Annotated in this window: 19 protein-coding genes; 5 read left to right on the top strand and 14 right to left on the bottom strand. The window is 70.2% G+C overall.

What is annotated here, in order from left to right; all coding sequences use genetic code 11:
- Positions 1-98: 98 nt before the first annotated feature.
- The 6 genes from ACFHVL_RS16660 to ACFHVL_RS16635 form a co-directional block, all read right to left on the bottom strand.
- Complete coding sequence (locus tag ACFHVL_RS16660; protein WP_416628882.1) at positions 99-1,124, bottom strand: MBL fold metallo-hydrolase; 1,026 nt, start codon at positions 1,122-1,124, stop codon at positions 99-101.
- A gap of 112 nt (positions 1,125-1,236) precedes the next feature.
- A complete protein-coding gene (locus tag ACFHVL_RS16655; protein WP_416628880.1) occupies positions 1,237-2,832 on the bottom strand; it encodes a polyamine aminopropyltransferase in 1,596 nt (531 codons plus the stop codon).
- 16 nt (positions 2,833-2,848) lie between these two features.
- The gene (locus ACFHVL_RS16650; RefSeq protein WP_416628878.1) at positions 2,849-3,274 is read right to left on the bottom strand and encodes a DUF350 domain-containing protein; all 426 of its coding nucleotides are present in this window, start codon (positions 3,272-3,274) and stop codon (positions 2,849-2,851) included.
- A gap of 25 nt (positions 3,275-3,299) precedes the next feature.
- Positions 3,300-3,725 carry a DUF4247 domain-containing protein gene (locus ACFHVL_RS16645; protein ID WP_416628876.1) on the bottom strand — a complete coding sequence of 142 codons (426 nt, stop codon included), beginning with the start codon at positions 3,723-3,725 and terminating at the stop codon, positions 3,300-3,302.
- Positions 3,722-4,273 (bottom strand): DUF2617 family protein, encoded by a 552-nt coding sequence (locus ACFHVL_RS16640; protein ID WP_416628875.1) that lies wholly within the window; start codon positions 4,271-4,273, stop codon positions 3,722-3,724. The genes ACFHVL_RS16645 and ACFHVL_RS16640 overlap by 4 nt, the downstream gene beginning before the upstream one ends.
- Position 4,274: 1 nt before the next feature.
- Positions 4,275-4,934, bottom strand: coding sequence for a DUF4178 domain-containing protein (locus ACFHVL_RS16635; RefSeq protein ID WP_416628874.1), 660 nt, complete (start codon positions 4,932-4,934; stop codon positions 4,275-4,277).
- A 156-nt stretch (positions 4,935-5,090) separates the two neighbouring features.
- On the opposite strand from ACFHVL_RS16635, the gene ACFHVL_RS16630 reads away from it, so the two are divergent.
- Positions 5,091-5,684 carry a phosphotransferase family protein gene (locus ACFHVL_RS16630; protein ID WP_416628873.1) on the top strand — a complete coding sequence of 198 codons (594 nt, stop codon included), beginning with the start codon at positions 5,091-5,093 and terminating at the stop codon, positions 5,682-5,684.
- 56 nt (positions 5,685-5,740) lie between these two features.
- Here the strand turns inward: ACFHVL_RS16630 and ACFHVL_RS16625 are convergent, their stop codons facing one another.
- From ACFHVL_RS16625 to pabB, 3 genes are read right to left on the bottom strand one after another with little or no spacing between them, the layout of a single operon-like run.
- Positions 5,741-6,388, bottom strand: a complete 648-nt coding sequence (locus ACFHVL_RS16625; RefSeq protein ID WP_416628871.1) for a dienelactone hydrolase family protein — start codon at positions 6,386-6,388, stop codon at positions 5,741-5,743.
- A gap of 50 nt (positions 6,389-6,438) precedes the next feature.
- A complete protein-coding gene (locus tag ACFHVL_RS16620) occupies positions 6,439-7,266 on the bottom strand; it encodes an aminotransferase class IV (RefSeq protein WP_416628869.1) in 828 nt (275 codons plus the stop codon).
- Entirely contained in the window at positions 7,263-9,446 is a 2,184-nt protein-coding gene (gene pabB, locus ACFHVL_RS16615; RefSeq protein WP_416628867.1) for an aminodeoxychorismate synthase component I, read from the bottom strand. The genes ACFHVL_RS16620 and pabB overlap by 4 nt, the downstream gene beginning before the upstream one ends.
- Positions 9,447-9,569: 123 nt before the next feature.
- Here pabB and ACFHVL_RS16610 point away from each other — a divergent pair, with 123 nt between their 5' ends.
- Positions 9,570-10,019: a MaoC family dehydratase gene (locus ACFHVL_RS16610; RefSeq protein WP_416628865.1), complete on the top strand. Its 450-nt coding sequence runs from the start codon at positions 9,570-9,572 to the stop codon at positions 10,017-10,019.
- A gap of 176 nt (positions 10,020-10,195) precedes the next feature.
- Here the strand turns inward: ACFHVL_RS16610 and ACFHVL_RS16605 are convergent, their stop codons facing one another.
- Positions 10,196-11,185, bottom strand: coding sequence for a hypothetical protein (locus ACFHVL_RS16605; RefSeq protein ID WP_416628864.1), 990 nt, complete (start codon positions 11,183-11,185; stop codon positions 10,196-10,198).
- Entirely contained in the window at positions 11,185-12,522 is a 1,338-nt protein-coding gene (locus ACFHVL_RS16600; RefSeq protein ID WP_416628862.1) for a choice-of-anchor B family protein, read from the bottom strand. Before ACFHVL_RS16600 ends, ACFHVL_RS16605 begins: the two co-directional genes overlap by 1 nt.
- 278 nt (positions 12,523-12,800) lie before the next feature.
- On the opposite strand from ACFHVL_RS16600, the gene ACFHVL_RS16595 reads away from it, so the two are divergent.
- From ACFHVL_RS16595 to ACFHVL_RS16585, 3 genes are all read left to right on the top strand, one after another.
- On the top strand, positions 12,801-13,529 hold the full coding sequence (locus ACFHVL_RS16595) for a DNA glycosylase AlkZ-like family protein (protein WP_416628860.1): 729 nt from the start codon (positions 12,801-12,803) through the stop codon (positions 13,527-13,529).
- 46 nt (positions 13,530-13,575) lie between these two features.
- Positions 13,576-16,326 (top strand): ATP-binding protein, encoded by a 2,751-nt coding sequence (locus tag ACFHVL_RS16590; RefSeq protein ID WP_416628859.1) that lies wholly within the window; start codon positions 13,576-13,578, stop codon positions 16,324-16,326.
- 324 nt (positions 16,327-16,650) lie between these two features.
- Positions 16,651-17,079, top strand: a complete 429-nt coding sequence (locus ACFHVL_RS16585; RefSeq protein ID WP_416628857.1) for an SRPBCC family protein — start codon at positions 16,651-16,653, stop codon at positions 17,077-17,079.
- 279 nt (positions 17,080-17,358) lie between these two features.
- Here the strand turns inward: ACFHVL_RS16585 and ACFHVL_RS16580 are convergent, their stop codons facing one another.
- From ACFHVL_RS16580 to ACFHVL_RS16570, 3 genes are read right to left on the bottom strand one after another with little or no spacing between them, the layout of a single operon-like run.
- A complete protein-coding gene (locus ACFHVL_RS16580; RefSeq protein WP_416628855.1) occupies positions 17,359-17,748 on the bottom strand; it encodes a nuclear transport factor 2 family protein in 390 nt (129 codons plus the stop codon).
- 52 nt (positions 17,749-17,800) lie between these two features.
- Positions 17,801-17,920 (bottom strand): MoaF-related domain-containing protein, encoded by a 120-nt coding sequence (locus tag ACFHVL_RS16575; protein ID WP_416628853.1) that lies wholly within the window; start codon positions 17,918-17,920, stop codon positions 17,801-17,803.
- Between the two features lie 51 nt (positions 17,921-17,971).
- A complete protein-coding gene (locus tag ACFHVL_RS16570) occupies positions 17,972-18,793 on the bottom strand; it encodes an HARBI1 family protein (RefSeq protein WP_416628851.1) in 822 nt (273 codons plus the stop codon).
- Positions 18,794-19,149: the final 356 nt, after the last annotated feature.

Here is a 19,149-nt window from a genome sequence, read left to right as displayed (position 1 = left end):
ACCTCACAAGCGCTTGCTTGGTGAAGACGATACCGCAGCCCAGCCCGCTCCGGAACCACCGTGGCGCCCAGCCTCGTCCGGGTCGCCCCAGCGGGCGATCAGCCGGCCGGCCGGTACGCCCCCACGCCGTCCACCCAGCTCGCGGTCAGCAGCCCGCGCTCGACGAGCAGGTCGAGGTGCAGCGCCGTCTCGTTGACCGCGAGCATCCGGTGGTACGGCGCCAGATCGTCGAGTTTGCGCCGGTGGCGCGTCCACGGCATGGTCAGCGCCACCTGGTATGCCGTCCCCGCTCCGGCGACGACCGCGGCACCGATCTCGGCCAACCGCTCGTCATGATGGGCGAGTAGTTCGTCCACCCGGCGGTGGACGCTGTCCGTCACCGGGCCGTGTGCCGGCAGCAGCAGCGCGTCCGGCAACGCCCGCACCGCCCGCAGCGAGTCGAGGTAGCAGCCGAGCGGACGGTGTGCCGCCACCGCCTCGAAGCCGACCGACGGGGTGATACCCGGGAGCACGTGGTCCCCGGCGAAGAGCAGTCCGGCGGCGGGGTCACGGAAGACGTAGTGCCCGGCGGTGTGCCCCGGTGTCGGCAACGCGCGGAGCAGTCGCCCCGACAGGGCCACATCCCGCTCGCCGCTGAGCCACTCGTCGGGTGGCTGCCAGTCGAGTTCCGGCTGACCCGGCTGCCGGGTCAGCCGACGCACCTCGTCGACGAGCTCACCCGCGCCGGCCGCGTGCAACTGGGCCAGCGAAGCCGCGTACGGATCGTTCGTGCCGGCGGCGATGAACTCCAGGCTGGGCCGCTCGCCGATGCCCAGCGCCACCGGCACACCCGTCTCCCGGCGGATTGAGACCGCCTGGGAGTAGTGATCCTGGTGGATGTGAGTGACCAGGAACCGCCAGATCCCGCCCAGGTCGCGCCCGAGTTCCCGCAACGCGGCCTCCAACGCCGCCCGCGCGGCCGGCACCGCCCACCCGGCGTCGATCAGCACCAGTCCGGCGTCGTCCTCGATCGCGTAGACGTTCACCGCCCGCAGACCGTCGTCGGGCATCGGCAGCGGAATCCGGTGAACCCCGTGCGCCACCGGGAAGACTCCGGGTGCCATCCAGTCCGACGTCGTGGCCATCGGGCACCCCCTCGCACTGACCCACCAGCCACTGACCATACCGGTCGCTTGCTTGGTCAGCGGCAACGGTCGCGACCACCGCCCGTGATCGTGGCCACAGCGGCATCCGCCGTCAGTAGCCGCGCCACCCCTCCCGGCTGTACTCCAGCACCCGGGGCTCCAGCAGCGTCGACGGCGCCACCGCCAACGGCCCACGGTCCGGCGGGAAGACCTCGGCCGCCCGGAGCACCTCAGGGCGGAGGAACCGCAGCGGCGGGGCGTCCGCCGGAACCCGCAGCACCGGCGCACCGTCATCGGCGGGTACGGCCATCAGGAAGCCCCAGTCACCGAACGACGGCACGTCCACGTGGTACGGCCGGGTGGTCAGACCGGCGCGCCGGATCGACGCGTCGACGCACCAGTACGCCCGTGGCGCGAAGTACGGCGACCCCGCCTGCACCACCAGCCGCGACGACGGCCCGAGCACCCGGCGCAGCAGACCGTAGAACTCCACCGAGTACAGCTTGGCGGTCGCGGTCTGGTCCGGGTCCGGCAGGTCGACGATCACCGCGTCGAAGGTGCCCGGAACCGCTCTGAGCCAGGTGAACGCGTCGGCGTGCACCAGGCGTACCCGGGGGTCGTCGAAGGCGGCCGCGTTGAGCGTGCGGATCTGCGGGTCGGTGCGGGCCAGCGTCACCACCGCCGGATCGAGTTCGACCACGGTCACCGAGGACACGTCCGGGTAGCGCAGCACCTCCCGCAGCGCCAGCCCGTCACCGCCGCCGAGCACCAGCACCCGGTCACGCTCACCCGCCAGCGCCGGGTGGACCAGCGCCTCGTGGTAGCGGTATTCGTCGACCGAACTGAACTGAAGATCACCGTTGAGGTAGAGCCGCAGGTCCGGAGCACCCGCGACCGGCGACACCGCCCGGGTGAGGACGATCTCCTGATACCGGCTGTGTTCGGCGTGCACCACCGGATCGCGGTAGAGCTGCTGACGCGCCGTCACCTCGAAGTCCTCGGCCATCAGGTAGGCGCCGCACAACACAACGCCGACCAGCGTCGCGGCCACGGCCACCGCCGCCCGGCCGCGCCGGCCCAGATCCTGGCGGAACACGGTGCCGACCAGCAGGATCCCGGCCAGCGCGTTGACCACACCGACCAGCAGCGCGCCGCGTAGCTGACCGAAGAACGGAATCAGCAGGAACGGGAAGGCCAGCCCACCGAGCAACGCGCCCACGTAGTCGGCGGCGAACAGGTCGGCGACCGCGCTGCCGGCAGACTGGGCCCGGATCCGCTGCAGCAGGACCATCAGCAGCGGAATCTCCGCCCCGATCAGCAGTCCGAGCACGAAGGCGATCGCCACCAACGCCGGCGCGTACAGGTCGAGCCAGGCGAAGGCGGCATAGAGCACCAGCACCGACAGGCCGCCGAGCAGCGCCAAGGCCAGCTCGACAGCGGCGAACGCGATGACGGCGCGGTGCTGCAACGGCTTGGCGGCCAACGCGCCGACGCCCATCGCGAACACCATCACGCCCAGCACGATCGACGCCTGCCCGACGGTGTCCCCGATCAGGTAGCTGCCCAGGGCGACGAGGGCCAACTCGTAGACCAGGCCGCAGGCGGCACAGACGAAGACCGCGGCGAGCACCGCCGGGCGGGCCAGCCGCGCGTAGCGGCGCCCGGCGCCGGCGGCATCGTCCGACGCCGGGACGGCGACCGCCGTCATCAGCTGCTCGCTGACATCAGCTGATCGCCGCCGCCACGATCGCGCCGGTGGCGAGGTGGATGACGGCGCTGATCCAGACCGCCGGATGTGGCTGCGGGTCCACCAGGATGTCCCCCAGACGTCCGGGGGTCACCGCGTCGAGCAGCACGAACGACACCGCCATCACGACCAGGCCGAGCAGCCCGTATCCGGCGGTGCCGACCAGGCCGTCGACGAAACTGTTCTCCCCGGCGGTGATTGCGGCGACCACGATGATCCCCACCGCGGCGAGATTCGAGGCGAGCAGGATGCTGGCGTTGCGGTTGCGTTGGGACCAGATCAGCTCGTGCAGCTTGCCCGGGGTGACGACGTCGACGAGCAGGTAGCCGAGGGCCATCAGGACCAACCCCACCCCGCTGTACGCGAGGGTCAGCAACAGGTCGACGAAGAGGGTTCGGAACATGTGGGACTCCAGGGGTGAAGGGGTGTCACTTGCCAGTGCCCGGGCCGCCGCCACGGGTCGTGCTGCCACGCTGCCAGTTCCACGAGTTGCCCACGACGGGCCGGTAGCGGGCGTGGGCGGTCGCCATCCGTTCGACGAGGATCAACGAGCCGAGCGCGGCCGGCAGGATCACCACCGAGTCGTCGCCGTACCGCAGATAGTGCCGGTCGCCGTCGATGAAGCGGTCCGCCGGTTGGAACTCCCTGCTGAGCTCGTCGGCCACCTCTGCCGGTGGCCGGTCGGACCGGAATCCCTTGGCGTCGGAGCCGATGTCGTCGACGGTCGAGCGGGCGTAGCTGCGTTCGACGTAGCTACGGGCGGAGAAGGTGCCGGCCGCCAGCCCGCAGCACGACACGATCACGCCCACCAGGGCGAGCACCACGCCGCCAATGATCCACTTACCTGAAGTCATCGTGTCGTCACCACCGTCTCGGTCTCGACCAGCTCGCCCCCCTGCGGATACGAATGCCAGGTGAGCCAGCTGACCTGGCCGTCGTCGAACCGGGCATGCAGTGCGGTCAACGCGTCCGGGCTGCCGGGAAAGATCCCGACCAGCGCCTGTGGATCGTCGGTCAGCCGCCGCCGCAGCTCACCGACCCGCGCGGCGAGCGCGGCGGCGGGCAACCGCCGCACCCGGGCCGTGAAGTGGTACCCGTCGGGGCCGTCCACCGCCGGCGGCAGGTCCCGCGGCCGACCGGGCAGGCAGGCGACCGTCTCGACCAGTTCGCTGTCGCCGGTGCGCAGCACCGCCTGGTGGGAGGCGCCCAACAGGCGCAGCCGGAGCAGTCCGCATCGGGTCGCTCCCGCACCGCCCGGCCCGCCACCCGCTGCCAGCGGCGACACCGTCGCCGGCGACGGCAGGTCGAGCACGTACAGGGCGGGCAGTTGCGCCAGCCCCAGCGCGAAACCGAGATCGGCGGCGGTGGTGTCGACGTACGGTGCGTCGAGGCTGACCAGCATGTCAGGCCGACCGGCCGGTCGGCGGCTGACCACCGGCAGGGTAGATCATCACCTCGGCCCGGTGCAGCACCGCACCGAGCCCGATCTCCCAGCGGGACGAATCACCGTATCCTTCGAAGGAGAGCCGGGCGTCGTCCGGCGCGGTGTAGTCGTAGTAGCGGACGGTGCCGTTGGGCGCCAACCCGGTGGCACCGACACTGGTGAACCTGGCCTGCCCGGACTCGTCGAGCCGGTAACGCCGGCCGGCGAGGTCGATCGTCCCGGCACCGGGCTGCAGCACGACATCCGGCGCCGCCGACCGCCAGAGCACCAACTCCAGGTCCGGATCGGACTCCACCGAGAGCCACAGCTTGTCGCCCCGGGCGTCGTCGAGGAAGTGTTCGCTCCAGTTCCAGCCGCCCTCGGCGAAGTGCACACTGCCGCGTACCACGTACGACTGGCCCTTGGTCTCCACGATGTCGCCGGGTACCAGCCGGCGGGGGTCGCCGCGCAGCGCGTCGGTGTCACCGGTGTGGAACGGGTCGGCCGGGGAACGCCCGGCCCGATTGGAGTCGTTGGCCCGGACCCGGGACCGCCACACCCCGATCGACACCGCCACCACTCCGGCGACTGCGATCAGGCACCCCAGCCCGGTCACCAGGTAAGCCACTGTCCCGTTCATGCCGCCGTCCTTCACTCGTCCACCGGTCGACGACCGTAACAAGTGCGCGCACCCCGCCAGCAAACGATCATCTTCGTGACGACATCACCACCACCTGCAACGATGCGGCGCCTGCGTCAGCCGCAGACGTAGCAAAGGTCGGCTAGCATCGGCCGGATGGCTGGTCCCCGCCATGACCTCGACGCCGTACGCACCGCCGTACGCACCGCCGTACGCACCGCAGTGCCCGCCCAACCGGTCCGGACGGTGTCCCTGATCGGTGCAGGTCTCGACCACATCTGTTACGACGTCGACGGCGAACTGATCGTCCGCGCCGCCAGGAAACCGGATCCGGACCGGCTGCAGCGCGAGGTCCACCTGCTCGCCACCGTCGCGGAGGTGTCACCGCTGCCGGTCCCCCGGCCCTTGTTCGCTGTCGGCGGCTGGTGCCTGGGATACCGCAAGCTACCGGGGATTCCACTACTGGACCTGCCGCCCGAGACGCGGGCCGCGTACGCCACACCGGTCGCCGCGGCCATCGGCACGCTGCTCGACCGGTTGCACACCACCGCGGCGAGCCGCCGGACGCCCCTCGACTGTGCGTTGCGCGGCTACTCCGCCGCCGGCAACGAGTTGGAAGCACTCCGGGTGCAGGCACGCTTCCACGGCCGGTGCCGGGTCTTCGAGGACCTCGCGTACGGCGTCGAGGCCGGCCGGGACCGGTACGTCGCCACGTCGCTGGCCGCGTTGAACTGGCTCTTCCCTGGGTGAAGCCCGGTCGGACCCGCACCGGGCCGCACCGATCGGCGAGTCACGCCTGGCCAGTATCAGCCCAGCCGCGTGTCGAACCAGTCGGCGGCGTCGGCGACGACCAGGTCCAGTGTGCCGGGCTCGGCGAACAGGTGACCGGCACCCGGCACCACCCGCAGTTCGCACGGCGCCGGCAGGGCAGCCGCAGCAGCGGCGTTGAGCTCCTTGACCTGCGGGTCGAGCTCCCCGACGAGCAGCAGGGTCGGTGCCCGCACTTCGGCCAACCCGGCGCCGGCGAGGTCGGGACGGCCGCCACGGGAGACCACGGCAACCACCCGGTCAGGCCGCGCCGCGGCGGCCAGCAACGCCGCCGCCGCGCCGGTGCTGGCACCGAACAGACCCACCGGTAGGTCACCGAGGTCAGGTTGTCCTGCCAACCAGTCGACGACCGCGGTCAGCCGCCGGCTGAGCAGTTCCATGTCGAACCTCAGCTCGGCGGTGACCGCGTCGATCTGCTCCTCATCCTTGGTCAGCAGGTCGACCAGGACGGTGGCGAGACCGGCTGCGTTGAGCCGATTGGCGACCATCCGGTTGCGTGGGCTGAGCCGGGAACTTCCACTACCGTGGGCGAACAGCACCACCGCGCGGGCGTGGTCGGGCAGCACCACGTCGGCGTCGAGCACGACGCCAGCGGCGGGTACGCGTACCACGGTGTCCTGGGCCACGACCGACGTGTACCCGGTCGGCGGCCGTTCATGCCCACCCGGCTCGTCGGTCAGTTCCGGTCGAGCGGATCGCCGTGGCCGGCGGCGTAGAGCTCACCCAGCCGGCGCACCAGCGGCGCGTCCGCCAACGGGGTCCCGTCGATGGCTGCGACCGCCCGTACCCCGACCGAGGCGTTGGTGACGAAGGCACCGTGACCGCCGGTCAGCTCGGACAACGGCACCGGGGCGGATCGGCAGCGCAGTCCGGCGGCCTCGGCTGCCGCCGACACCAGCCGCCGGGTGACCCCGGACAGGCAGGGCCCGGCCGGCCAGCGCACCTCGCCGTCGACGGCGAACCCGACGTTCCAGGTGGGTCCTTCGAGAATATGACCGTCGGCGGTGATGAACAGCGCGTCGTCGAAGCCCGCCGCCCGGGCGAGTCGGCGCTGCCGTACGGCGCCGAACAGTCCGGTGTGCTTCACCGCCGGCAGGTCCCGCTGATAGGTGCAGGACCGCAACCGCAGCGGGGTGGTCGGTCCGGCGCCAGCCGGGCGGGTGGTGATCAGGACCCGCGGTCGCGGCGGTACGTCGACCGGCCCGGCGACGGTCAGCGACGGATCGAAGATCGTCACCCGTACAGTGGTCGTCGGGATCGCCGGAGCGGACCCGACGGCGGCCCGGAGCACGGCGAGCACCCGGTCGGGGTCCAGGTCGGCGCCGAACACCGTACGGCAGTCGTCGACCAGGCGGTTCAGGTGCAGCCGCAGGCCGCGGACCCGCCCACGCTCGACGGTCATCGTGGTGAAGTGTCCGAAGTCGTAGAGCGCCAGCGCGGCCAGCTCCGCCGGGGTGACCGGCCGGCCATCGAGCCACATCGGACCATCGGCCGGTGCGCTCATCGCACCGACCGGGTGGCGAGCTGGTACGCCGTCAGCAACGCCCGCGCCTTGAGCATCGTCTCGGCGTACTCGTCGGCGGGGTCGGAGTCCAGCACGATGGCGCCGCCGACGCCGACGGTGACCCCGTCGCCGGTCGCGACCGCGGTCCGGATCACGATGCTGAGGTCGGCGCCGCCGGTCAGGCCGAAGTAGCCCAGCGCGCCCGAGTAGATGCCGCGGGCCTGGCCTTCCAGCCGGTCGATGATCTCCATGGTGCGTAGTTTCGGCGCGCCGGTCATCGAGCCGCCGGGGAAGCAGGCGCGTACGCAGTCGACCGGGCTGGTGTCGTGGCGCAACCTGCCCTCGACGGTGGAGACCAGCTGGTGCACCGTCGGATAGGTCTCGGTCGCCATGAAACGCGGCACCTCGACGGAGCCGATCTCGCAGACCCGACCGAGGTCGTTGCGGACCAGGTCGACGATCATCAGGTTCTCCGCTCTGGTCTTTTCGGCGGCGGTCAGGCCACGCCGCAGCTCGTCGTCGCGGCGGGGGTCGGTGCCGCGCGCGGCGGTGCCCTTGATCGGTGTGCTCGACACGGTGCCGTCGCGGCCGATCCGCAGGAACCGCTCCGGCGACGAGCTGGCCACGGCGACGTCGGCCAACCGCAGGTACGCGGCGTAGGGCGCCGGGTTGATCCGGCGCAGCACCCGAAAGTACGCCAACGGGTCGTCGATAGCCGGCAGCCGGAGCTGGTTGGTCAGGCAGATCTCGTAACTCTCGCCACGCCGCAGCTGATTCAGCGCGGCGTCGATGTCGGCGAGGTAGCGCGGCCGGTCGCGCGCGGGCACCGCCCACCGGTCCGGCTGCGCGTCGGCCGGCGGCGCGAACGGCTCCGGTAGCGGCTCGGGTAGCGGCTCGGGGCGGGTCGCCGCGAGGTGGCGCAGCGCCGTCGCCGTCGCCGCCAACCAGGCGCGGGACGCGGCCCGCCCGGTATCGGCGGCGAGCACCTCGGCGGCGGCGAGTGCGGCGGCCGCGCTCAACGCCACCAGATAGGTGCGCCGTCGCTGGTGGTCGACGACGATCAGTCGATCGACGAACATCCACACCGCGTCGGGGGTGTCGGCCCGGCGGGCGGTGGTGGCGGCGCAGTCCGCCTTCGTCTCGTAGCCGAAGTAGCCGACGTATCCGCCGCCGAGGTCGAACGGCAGGTCGCCGACGGCCAGCCGCCGGTCGGCCAGCCGCCGGTCGAGTACGTCGAAGATGGAGCCCGGCTCGAACCCGGTCGACCCGTCGGGCCGTGCCACCTCGACCCGGCCGCTGCCGACCCGGTACCGGAGCACCTCGGCGTGCGGGCCGGCGGCGTCGCCGAGGAACGAGAAGCGGGAGCGACCCTCGGCGGTGTCGCTGCCGTCGAGCCAGAACGAGTACGGGGACCCGGCGTACAGCTGCAGGAACGCGGCCTCGGTGTCGATCTCCGACTCGATGACGGCCACGTCGCGGTGCCAGCCGCCGACGGTCGGCACCAGCGGTGGGCCCGCTGCCGGTGCTGGCGCCGACTCCGACGGACCGTCCAGTGTCGGCACGGATGTCGCCTCCGGCGACCGGCGGCCGACGACCGGCCCCGGATCCGCAGCAAGGGCCAGGAAGTTGCGGGCCAACAGCAGACCGTGTTCGGTGCCGATCGACTCCGGGTGGAACTGCACACCCCAGCGGGGCAGCCGACGATGCCGCACCGCCATCACCGTGCCGTCGGCGGCCCACGCGGTAGCCGCCAGCTCCGCCGGCAACGGCTCGACCACCTGCAGCGAGTGGTAGCGGACGGCGGTGAACCGCTGCGGCATCCCGGCGAACAGCGCGTCGCCGTCGTGTCGTACCTCGTCGAGGTGGCCGTGCCGCGGCAGTTGCTCCCGGACCTGGGCACCGGCGTGCAGGGCGATGGCCTGGTGACCGAGGCAGACGCCGAGCACCGGCAGCCCGGGGTGCCGGTCGAGCAGCTCCCAGCCCCAGCCCAGGTCGGTCAGCTGCTGCGGCCGGCCCGGCCCGGGTGAGATGACCACGCACCCCACGTCGAACTGCTCGACGGCGGTCAGCCGGGGATCGTCGTTGGCCAGCACCACCGGTTCGCTGCCGGCGGCGACGGCGAGCAGCTGGAACAGGTTGTACGTGTAGGAGTCGTAGTTGTCGACGAGCAGGATCCGCACCGCCACCTCCCGTCGCGTCGCGTCGCACCCAACGCCTGCCCTGCGCATTGTCCCCGACCTGCCGATAGCATTGTGCGTCGACCGGGCGATCGCCGGTCCGGCAACGGCGTGACAGGAGCTGCGGTGGCCTTCGAATCCGTCGACGAACTCCGCCGGGCAGTCGGCGGCAGCCTCGGACCCGGTGACTGGATCGGGGTCGGCCAGGACCGGATCGACCGGTTCGCCGACGCCACCGACGACCACCAGTGGATTCATCTGGATCCGCGCCGGGCGGCCGACAGTGGGTTCGGCGGGACCATCGCGCACGGTTTCCTCACCCTGTCGTTGCTACCGGCGCTGGTCGCCGGCCGGGTGGCGGTGTCCGGTGCCCGGATGTCGGTCAACTACGGGCTCGACAAGGTCCGTTTTCCGGCGCCGGTTCCGGCCGGTGCCCGGCTGCGCGCGGTGGTCGACATCCTCGACGTCTCCGACGTCGCGGGCGGGGTACAGGTCCGCTACCGGGTCACCGTCGAACGGGACGGCGGCAACAAGCCGGTGTGCGTGGCCGAAGCGCTGACCCGCGTCTACCTGTGACCCGCCGGCTATCGACCGGGTCCGGCTCGTCGCTGCGGATCAGTCGCTCGACGGTCGCCGGCGCGTAGACCCGGCCACGGCCGACCAACGGCGCGAACAGCGCGGTGTCGGTGGGCGGTGACACCGCCCACCGGCCACAGTGGTTCAGCGCTGTCCGGTCGGTTGACCGGGCGTGATCAGTACGCGAGGAGGCTGAACTCCGCAGTGCGTACCACCCCGTCGTGTTGGAACTCGAAGAACAGCTGGTAGGTGCCGGCCGACGGGACTTCGACGGCGAACGCGACCACGGAGCTGGGGCTCGCCGCCGGTGCCGGGTGCACGTGCAGGTAGCCCAGGTCGCCGTGGCGCAGCGCCACCAGATGACCGTACGCGCCGAGGTAGCGTTCCAAGTTCGGCACCGGTACGCCGTCGCGGCCCAGCCAGACCAGGATCTGGCTGGCCTGCCCCGGGCGCAGCCCGCCGTCGAGCGTCACCGTGTATCCGCCGTCGACGAACACGGTGGCCTCGTCGACGGCGAGCTCCGGGCGGGGCGCGTACCCACCGGGCACCAGCAGGTCGGCGCCGAGGGTGACCGGCGTGGTCTCCCCGGCGGGCACGAAGTCGGCGAAGATCCGGTAGGCGCCACCGGTGGACAGGGTCACCGGCACCCGCCAGGTGCCGTCCGGTTCGCGCGCCGGGTGCAGATGCTGGTAGCCGGTGAAGTCCCGACCGACCAGCACCAGGTGCAGGTCCCGTTCGTGGTTGGGTTGGTACGCCGTGACCGGTCCGTCGTCCGGGCCGATGATCTGGAATGCCAGCTCGCCGGTGACACCGGCGACGGTCGGGGTAGTGAGTAGGACCAGGGTGTACCCGTTGGCGGTGACACCGAGTCCGCCGACGCCGTGGCCGGCGTGCGCGCCAGCCGTGCCGGCGGCCACCGACGGCGTACCGCCGCTGGTGGTGGCCCGACCGGCGACGAAGCCGGCGGCGGCGACCAGCAGGGCGAGGGCGATGATCCCGACGCGTCGCCCGCCCGGGCGGGCCGAACCGCCCGGACCACCCGGCCCGGCGGGGAGGTCGGACCCGACGGGACCGGCCGCGTCGTCGGGATCGGCGGACCCCGCCGGCCTGTGGACCGGCGAGGTCGTCTCGTTCGGTGGTTGCTGGCGGGTGGACGCTCGAGCCATCAGGCGGGCACCCTGCGGTCGACGGTTACCGGCGCCACGGCGTCCGACAGCACGGCGGACAGGTTCGGGCGGAGCACGAACAGACCCTGCTCGATGCCGCTGACCACCACGTTGCCGCTGGGGAAGTACGGGTAGACGCTCCACGCGCCGTTCATCGAGGCGGTGTTGCTCGACGGATAGATGTCGAAGTAGCCGGCTTCGGTGAGCGTGCCGCTGGCGATGTTGCGCAGGTCGAGGATGCGCAGCCCGGCGCGGTAGTTGGCCTGGTAGCTGTAGTTGCCCTTGACGTACTGGTTGTGGTCGGTGGCCGCCGCCGACGAGGCGAAGGTGCCGGTGTGTCGCGGCGCGTCCAGGTCGAGCAGGTCGAAGACGAAGGTCTTGGTCCCCCCACCGGCCCGGGTCTCGTCCAGTTCGTCGTCCAGGACGAAGTAGCGATGGTTCTCGGTCAGCCAGCCCTGGTGGGTGTACTGCCGGCCGGAGTAGGCCGCCCGGACGATCTGACGTGGGCTCGACTTGCTGGTCACGTCCACGATCGTCACGGTGTCCTCGTTGGAGCTGACGCAGATCTCCCGGCCGGTGTAGGCGGTGTCCGGGCCCCGGTAGACGACGCAGTGGGTGTCGTGGGTGTAGCCGTCGGAGCTGACGCATCCGGCGTACACCGGAGAAGTCGGGGTCGCGATGTCGATCATGTGCAGACCGCCGCTGCAGGTGTTGGAGCCGACCGCGTACGCGTACCCGGTCTGCTCGTTGATTGCGATGTTGTGCGAGTTGCCGAACCGGCTGTAGTGCGTGTCGGCGGTGAAGGTCTGTGGGCTGACGACGGTGCGCAGCCGGGTCAGGTTGAACACCTGCATGCCGTGCCCACGGACGTCGGCGACGATGAAGGCGTGGTTGCGGTACACCTTGATGTCGCGCCAGATCGCCGTCCGGTTCTGGTAGGCAGGCAGGTTGCCGAGGTACACCGGTGCCACCGGGTTGGAAATGTCCACGAAGGAGGTGCCGTTGCGGCGTCCGACCAGGGCGTACTCCTTGCCAGTCGACGGGTCGGTCCAGCCCCAGATGTCGTTGGCCTGGCTACCGCCGATCTGACTCAGCGGCAGGAACGACATCAGGTCGACGTTGCGACACGGGTAGCTGCTGGCCTGGCCACCGCTGCAGGTGACCTGCGCGAGGGCGGTGAGATTCTGGGTCGGCTCCCGCTGGGCCATGAACGCGACGGCCGAGTCACGGCCGGCGGGGGTGTCCGGGTCGTGCGCCATCGACGCCCCTTGGAGGCCGGCGAGCATCCCGCCGACCAGTGCGAATGTAAAAGCCGCCGTCGTCCATCTGCTACGCATCCAGGGCCTCCCCTGCCGTCGCTGCGCAATGCCGACATCATGGCGTCGGACAGTCGGGATCGCCGCTGTCGACAGCCGAGACATCGACTCCTGCGCCGAGTCTGCGAGGTCCGATGTGCTCGGTCAATAGCCAACGGGGATACCAACCTGCTCATACCAGGTACCGCGTTCACGAATGAGATGAGTCCGGACAGAGCTGCCCGGTACCTGCCCAACACCTGTCCGCACCCCCGTCGGTGACACGGTTCGGCGCACTCCCGAGGCCTGGGCTCTAGGCGATGATCAGTTCACCGGACTCGTCACCCTCCTTCGCCGAAATCTGCCACTTCGGAGCCGCGGTGGGCGGGCTCACCGGATCGCCTGGCTCCTTCTGGAAGAGTTCAGCCATGGTGATCCGCAATCCGACTGAGACGGTCGACGGCCAGCCCACCTCCGGACCAGGAACTGTCCGCGCACGACGGCTCGACCGGCGGGCTCTCAACCGCGCACTACTGGCACGCCAGCTCCTGCTCGAACGCTCGGACATGCCCGTCCCTGCGGCGATCGAGCATCTGGTCGGCCTACAGGCCCAGGTGCCGACGAACCCCTACATCGGGCTGTGGTCCAGGTTGGGCGACTTCGAGCCGGACGAGCTGAGCCAGCTGATCACGAACCGCAGGGCGGTACGCACGGCGCTCATGCGTTCGACCATCCACCTGGTCACCGCCGACGATTGTCTGACCCTGCGTCCTGCGCTGCAGCCGGTGCTCGACCGGGACCTGTACGCCAACGGCACCCATGGCCACCGGGTCAAGGGGATCGGCATGGACGAGTTAGGCGACTACCGCGGGAACCCCGTTCTCGAACGCACCCGAGTGAGAACCGTCGTGGCCCTTGCCTTCGCCGGTCGTGACAGAGCCGCGCGATGGACGGTCGCTGCCCGCGGCGTGCCAGGACCAACAACGGCGCCGGCGGACGCGCCGGCCACGGTTGAGACCCGCTCTGGCGGCCGCGGTTCGCATCGGTGATAATCACCTACGTTCCAGATGCTTGTACGGATGCCGACGGACTCAGGTGAGAAACGAACTGTCGAACCTTCTGGGCCGGCGCGCAGAGCGCGTCGCCGTCGAACACCTACTCGCCCAGGCACAGGCCGGACGCAGCGGAACACTGATGGTGCGTGGGGAAGCGGGCATCGGAAAGACCGCAATCCTGGAGCACGCCCGCGATACCGCATCTCCCTCGGGGTTCCGGGTCGAGCACTCGGTCGGAGCGGAGTCCGAGACCCTGTTCGCGTTCGCCGGTCTGCACCAGTTGTGCGTGCCGCTGCTGGACCACGCGGATGCACTGCCCGAGCCGCAGCAGTCTGCCCTCGACGTAGCGTTCGGCTTACGCGCCGGGGCAGCACCGGACCGGTTCCTGGTCGGGCTGGCCACCCTCAACCTGCTGGCCGAGATCGCCGAGGAACAGCCGCTGCTGTGCCTCGTCGACGACGCTCAATGGCTGGACGAAGCCTCCGCGCAGGTCCTGGCTTTCGTGGCACGCCGGATCGCCGCCGAACGGATCGCCTTCCTCTTCGCGCTGCGCGATGTCGGCGATGGCGCTGTCGCCACGTTCGCCGGGCTGCCGGAGATGCGCATGGACGGGCTCGGCGACACCGACGCCAAAGCGCTGCTGGCGATCGCGGTCCGCACCCCGCTGGACGACGAGGTCCGTGACCGGATCGTCGCCGAGGCACGCGGCAACCCGCTGGCGCTGCTGGAGTTCCCCCGCAGCACGCCGCCGACGCAGTTGGCTGGCGGGTTCGAGCTGCCCGACACCCTCAGCGTCCCGCACCGCGTCGAGGACGCATTCCGGCGCCGCTCCGCCAGCCTCCCCCCCGACACCCGGCTGCTACTGCTGGTCGCCGCCGCCGAGCCGACCGGCGACGTGGCGCTGCTGTGGCGCGCCGCCGCGCAGCTGAGGATCGCCCGCGAAGCGGCCGCACCCGCCGAAGCCGCCGGACTACTCGAGATCGACATCCGGGTGCGGTTCTGTCATCCGTTGGCGCGTTCGGCGGTCTACCGGGCCGCCACGCCACCCGACCACCGCCGCGCCCACGGCGCGCTGGCCTCCGCCACCGACCCACAAACCGACCCGGACCGACGCGCCTGGCACCGCGCACAATCGGTCTTGGGCACCGACGAGGACGCCGCCGCCGAGCTTGAGCAATCCGCCGACCGGGCGCGGGCCCGCGGTGGGTTGGCCGCCGCAGCCGCGTTCCTGCAGCGCGCGGCAACCCTCACCCCGGATCACGCCACCCGTGCCCGGCGAGCGCTGGAAGCCGCCCACGTCACGCACGAAGCTGGCGCGTCCGAAGGCGCGCTGGAACTACTCATGGCCGCGCCGGTCGGGTCGCTGGTTCCCCTGCAACGCGCGCGGCTCAACCTGCTGCGGGCCCAGATCGCGTTCCACCTGACCCGCGGCACCGAGGTGCCGGGCATGCTGATGGATGCTGCCAAGGCACTCGCCCCGTTGGACGCCGCGCTGTCCCGTGAGACCTACCTACACGCGCTGGACGCGGCCATCATCAACGGTGGGTGCGACGTGGTGTGCATCGCCGAAGCGGCCCTGGCCGCCCCCTCACCCGGGGCGCCGCCGCGACCGGTAGATCTGCTCCTCGACGGGCTCGCGACGATCCTGACAAGAGGATATTCGGCAGGAGCGCCCGGGCTGCGGATCGCGCTTGCAGCGTTCCGCGACCCGCACGTGGCATCTGTGCAATCCAGCCCCAGCGACCGTTGGCTGTGGCTGGCCGGCCGCAACGCCGTGGCGGTCCTCGACGACGAACTGCTCTACGTGCTGGCCAGCCGCAACGTCCAGCTCGCTCGTGAGGCAGGCGCGCTGGCGACGCTCCCCGCCGCACTGAACTTCCTGTCCATCACGTCGGTCCTGATGGGCGATCTCGCCCGCGCAGACGAGCTGGCCACCGAGGCCACGGTAATCACGCAGGCGACCGGGGGCGTGCCGTTGCGCCATGGTCACGTCATTCTCAACGCCTGGCGTGGCGACCAGGCCGAGACCACCACGCTCAACGCCATCATTGCCCAAGAGGACATCTACCCCGACGGGGGCACAGATGTCGCCTTGGCCCAGTACGCGGTGGCAGTACTTCACAACGGGTTGGGCAACTATCCGGTCGCCCAGGAATCGGCGGAGAGGGCGTGCAGGTCCGCCGAACTGTCGATCAGCAGCGCGGGCCTGCCCGAGCTCATCGAGGCTTCCGTTCGTGCCGGCGAGCCGGCACGAGCGGCATCTGCGCTGGAGCAGTTCAGTTCACGCGCGGATGCGTGCGGCACCTCCTGGGCGCTCGGACTGGCCGCGCGCTCACGAGCGCTGACCAGCACGGGGCCCGATGCCGAGAAGCACTACCGCGAGGCGATCGAACGGCTCGAAAGTTCCCGAATGGCCAGCGACACGGCTCGTGCTCACCTCGTCTACGGCGAGTGGCTGCGCCGCGAAGGCCGCCGCCAGGACGCGCGCAAGAGACTCCGCACCGCCCACCAACTGCTGTCGGAGATGGGTGTAGAAGCGTTCGCCGAACGAGCCGCCCGCGAGCTGCGCGCCACCGGTGAGCACCCGCGCAAACGCACCACCCAGCCGGCCCACGCCCTCACCACCCACGAGCTGCACATCGCCCGATTGGTCGCCACCGGGGCAACCTCCCGGGAGATCGGCACACAGTTGTTCCTGAGCCCGCGCACGATCGAAGCCCACCTGCGCAGCATCTTCCGGAAACTCGGGATCACCTCGCGCCGGCAGCTCAAGGAACTGCCGCTGCGCTGACCAGTCGGGCACACCACGGCCAGCAGCCCTGGGAAGGCCTGGCAGTCAGGCGTCAGTGCTCAATCGACCAGCCGTGTTCGGCTTCTTTGACAGCGTCGGCCGGGCTCATAGCACCGTGCCAGCACGGTGCGACCGGCCGGGACCAACGTAGCTTCCACCGACGCGAACGGTCGCCACGGGTGCGAGCCTGGCGACACGCCGATGACCGGCGGCGATTCGGATCGCAAGACCTCATCCCGACATGATCTGGAACCCTGCGACACCATGTCGCACAACCGATTTGGCCACTGAGCCACCCTCAGGCCAGACCAGGAGAGGACGACCATGCCTACCATCAACCACACGATCGACATCTCCGCGCCTGCAGAACGCGTGTGGACTATCCTCACCGACACCGCTGCGTACCCCGAATGGAACCCATTCATCACGAAGCTTGACGGCGGCCTGACCCGGGGGTCTCGGCTGTCGGTGACCATCGCTCTTCCCGGGGCTGAGCCGCGCCGCTTCACTCCCACCGTCACCGCCGTCGAGCCCGAACGGCGGCTCGCATGGTTCGGCCGTCTGCTCGTCCCGGGCATCTTCAACGGCGCGCACTCCTTCGATATCGAACCGCTCACTCCCGAGTCGACCCGGTTCACCCAGTCCGAGCGCTTCTCCGGGTTGCTCGTGAGGATGCTGCGCGGCGTGTTGCGCTCGACCGAATCAGGCTTCGTGGCAATGAACACGGCCCTCGCCGCGCGGGCAGAGGCATGACGGCCGGCTACGCGGCCCAGCGGCCGAGCGGCTCCCTGCAGGGGCTTTGGATGCTCCGGGGTCCGGCTGGGCGAGGAGAACCAGCGCCACGAGCGCATGGCAAACTCGGCCTCTCCCGGCTCAGGTGCTGACTGACGGGTAGTCCATCGATCAGGAATCTGAGGCCGCGGTCAGGCGTGGAGCTCGGTGCACCAGAAGCGCCACACAAGGTGCTCGGCCTGTTGGAGCAGGGCGGCGGTTCAGTGCCGATTCGCCGCCCGCTCTCCCACCTACGGAGTGTCAGATCATCGGGTTACCATTGACAGTCGCCTCAGGAAAGGTCAGGTCCTGAATGACATCCCAGTGTTCGACGATACGGCCATTATCGAGCCGGAAGATGTCAACGATGACGACCGGGTTCGGCGCCCACCCATGGACAACGCTGTGGGTGAACACGAGGTTGCCCTGTGCGGCGATCCGCTTCGGCTCCCACGAGAAGCCCTCCAAGCCCGGCACCATAGCGCGTAGCGTGTTCAAACCATTGGCCAACTGAGGACTGTGCTGGACGTAAGGCTCTGACCAGTACCGGTCGAGCGCCGTGATGTCCTTCTCAACGAAGAGTTCCCGCATGGCGGTCAGTACGATTTCGGTGTTGCGTTGGGCTTGGTCAGTCGCCGTGTTCGCGGCCATGGTCATTCCTCCTCAATAGTCCCGACGAAGTTGTAGAGAGTGCCGCCGACAGTCACATTAGAATACAGCGTCGCGTTGCGAATTTCTCGACGTGGGTGACGGTGGCACCGCTGACCTCCGTCCACGAATTCAAGTAGACGCCGTCGCGGATCCTCCTCAGGTCAAGCTTCACTGAGCCTTTGCGAGTAACGGTCCACGACTGGGTGTAGTGCCGGTTCTCGGCTCAGGTGGTTCGGTTGTGCTCGATGTGGAGGATGACCAGGGCCGCGGCGACGATGTTCCCGATCTTCCACGGGCACAGGCTGATGTTGCGCAGGGCTTTGAAGGTCGTCTTGAGCAGGCTGTTGCCGCGTTCGCCGACCGCGCGGAGCCGGTTGTGGGCGCGGTTGAACGTCTGCTGCAGGTTGGTGAGCTCGCCGCCCTTGGGCTTCTTGAAGGCGACGGCGATGGTGTCGGCTTCGCCTTCGTAGCCGAGGTCGGCCAGGGTCCGCATGTCCTCGCGGATCTCGGTGAGGGTGGTCAGCAGGCCGGGGTGGGCACGCAGGCAGGTGGTGTCGTGTTCCCGGCCGGGGCGTACCGGGGAGGTCCACAGCGGCCAGCCGTCCGGGGCGGTCAGGACCTGGATGTTGCCGCCGTGGTTCTTGTGCTTGGCCGACCACCACAGGTCGACGCCGGGGGTGGGACCCGGGGTGGCGATCCGGTCGGTCTCGATCAGGGTTCCGTCGAGCAGGACGTGGTCGTAGCCGGCGGCCTTCGCTGCCAGCAGCGCGCCGTGCAGGCCGGGAGCCTGGGCGGCCAGGACCGTGATGGCCTCGTGGAGGTGGGCGTACCCGGTGGACAGGCTGATCGTGTTGTCGCGGGCCAACTGGCTCATCCGGGTGCCGTCGAGCAGCCAGCGCAGGACCAGCACGGCCTGCCGGAAGCAGGTCAGCACCCGCCGTCCCTGGCGGGTGCCGCGCCGGAGACGTTCGGCGTGCAGCAGTCCGGAGAGGTGGGACACGGTCTCGTCGCGTACGGGCAGCGTTGCGGTATAGGCGATACTCATGAGCGGCGCGGGACTCCGGGTGAGTGGCCTGTGAGAGGAACACTTCGTACCGGCGTTCCGCGCCCTCACCGTTCATCCCGGCCCACCAGGGCGATTCCCACACATCTCGGCTGTTCCGGACACTGCGCCTGGTGATCAGAGTCTTACCCGCAAAGGCTCAATGTCTCCGCGTGACCGTCCGGCGCAAGCCCACCACCGCTCTCGACGACGAAGATACCAGAGCCAAAGCAAAGTTGGTTGATCTTCGTTTTCCCTGGTGAGGGCGACCCCGGTGAACGGACGCGACCTTCCTCAGTAGACGATGGTGGTTCTCTACGCCAACCGTCGTCCACCAGAAAGGCCGCTCATGTCAGTCT

The sequence above is a fragment of the Micromonospora sp. LOL_023 genome (assembly GCF_048060115.1).
Classification (GTDB): Bacteria; Actinomycetota; Actinomycetes; order Mycobacteriales; family Micromonosporaceae; genus Micromonospora_E.
This window is presented reverse-complemented; position numbering and strand designations above follow the sequence as displayed.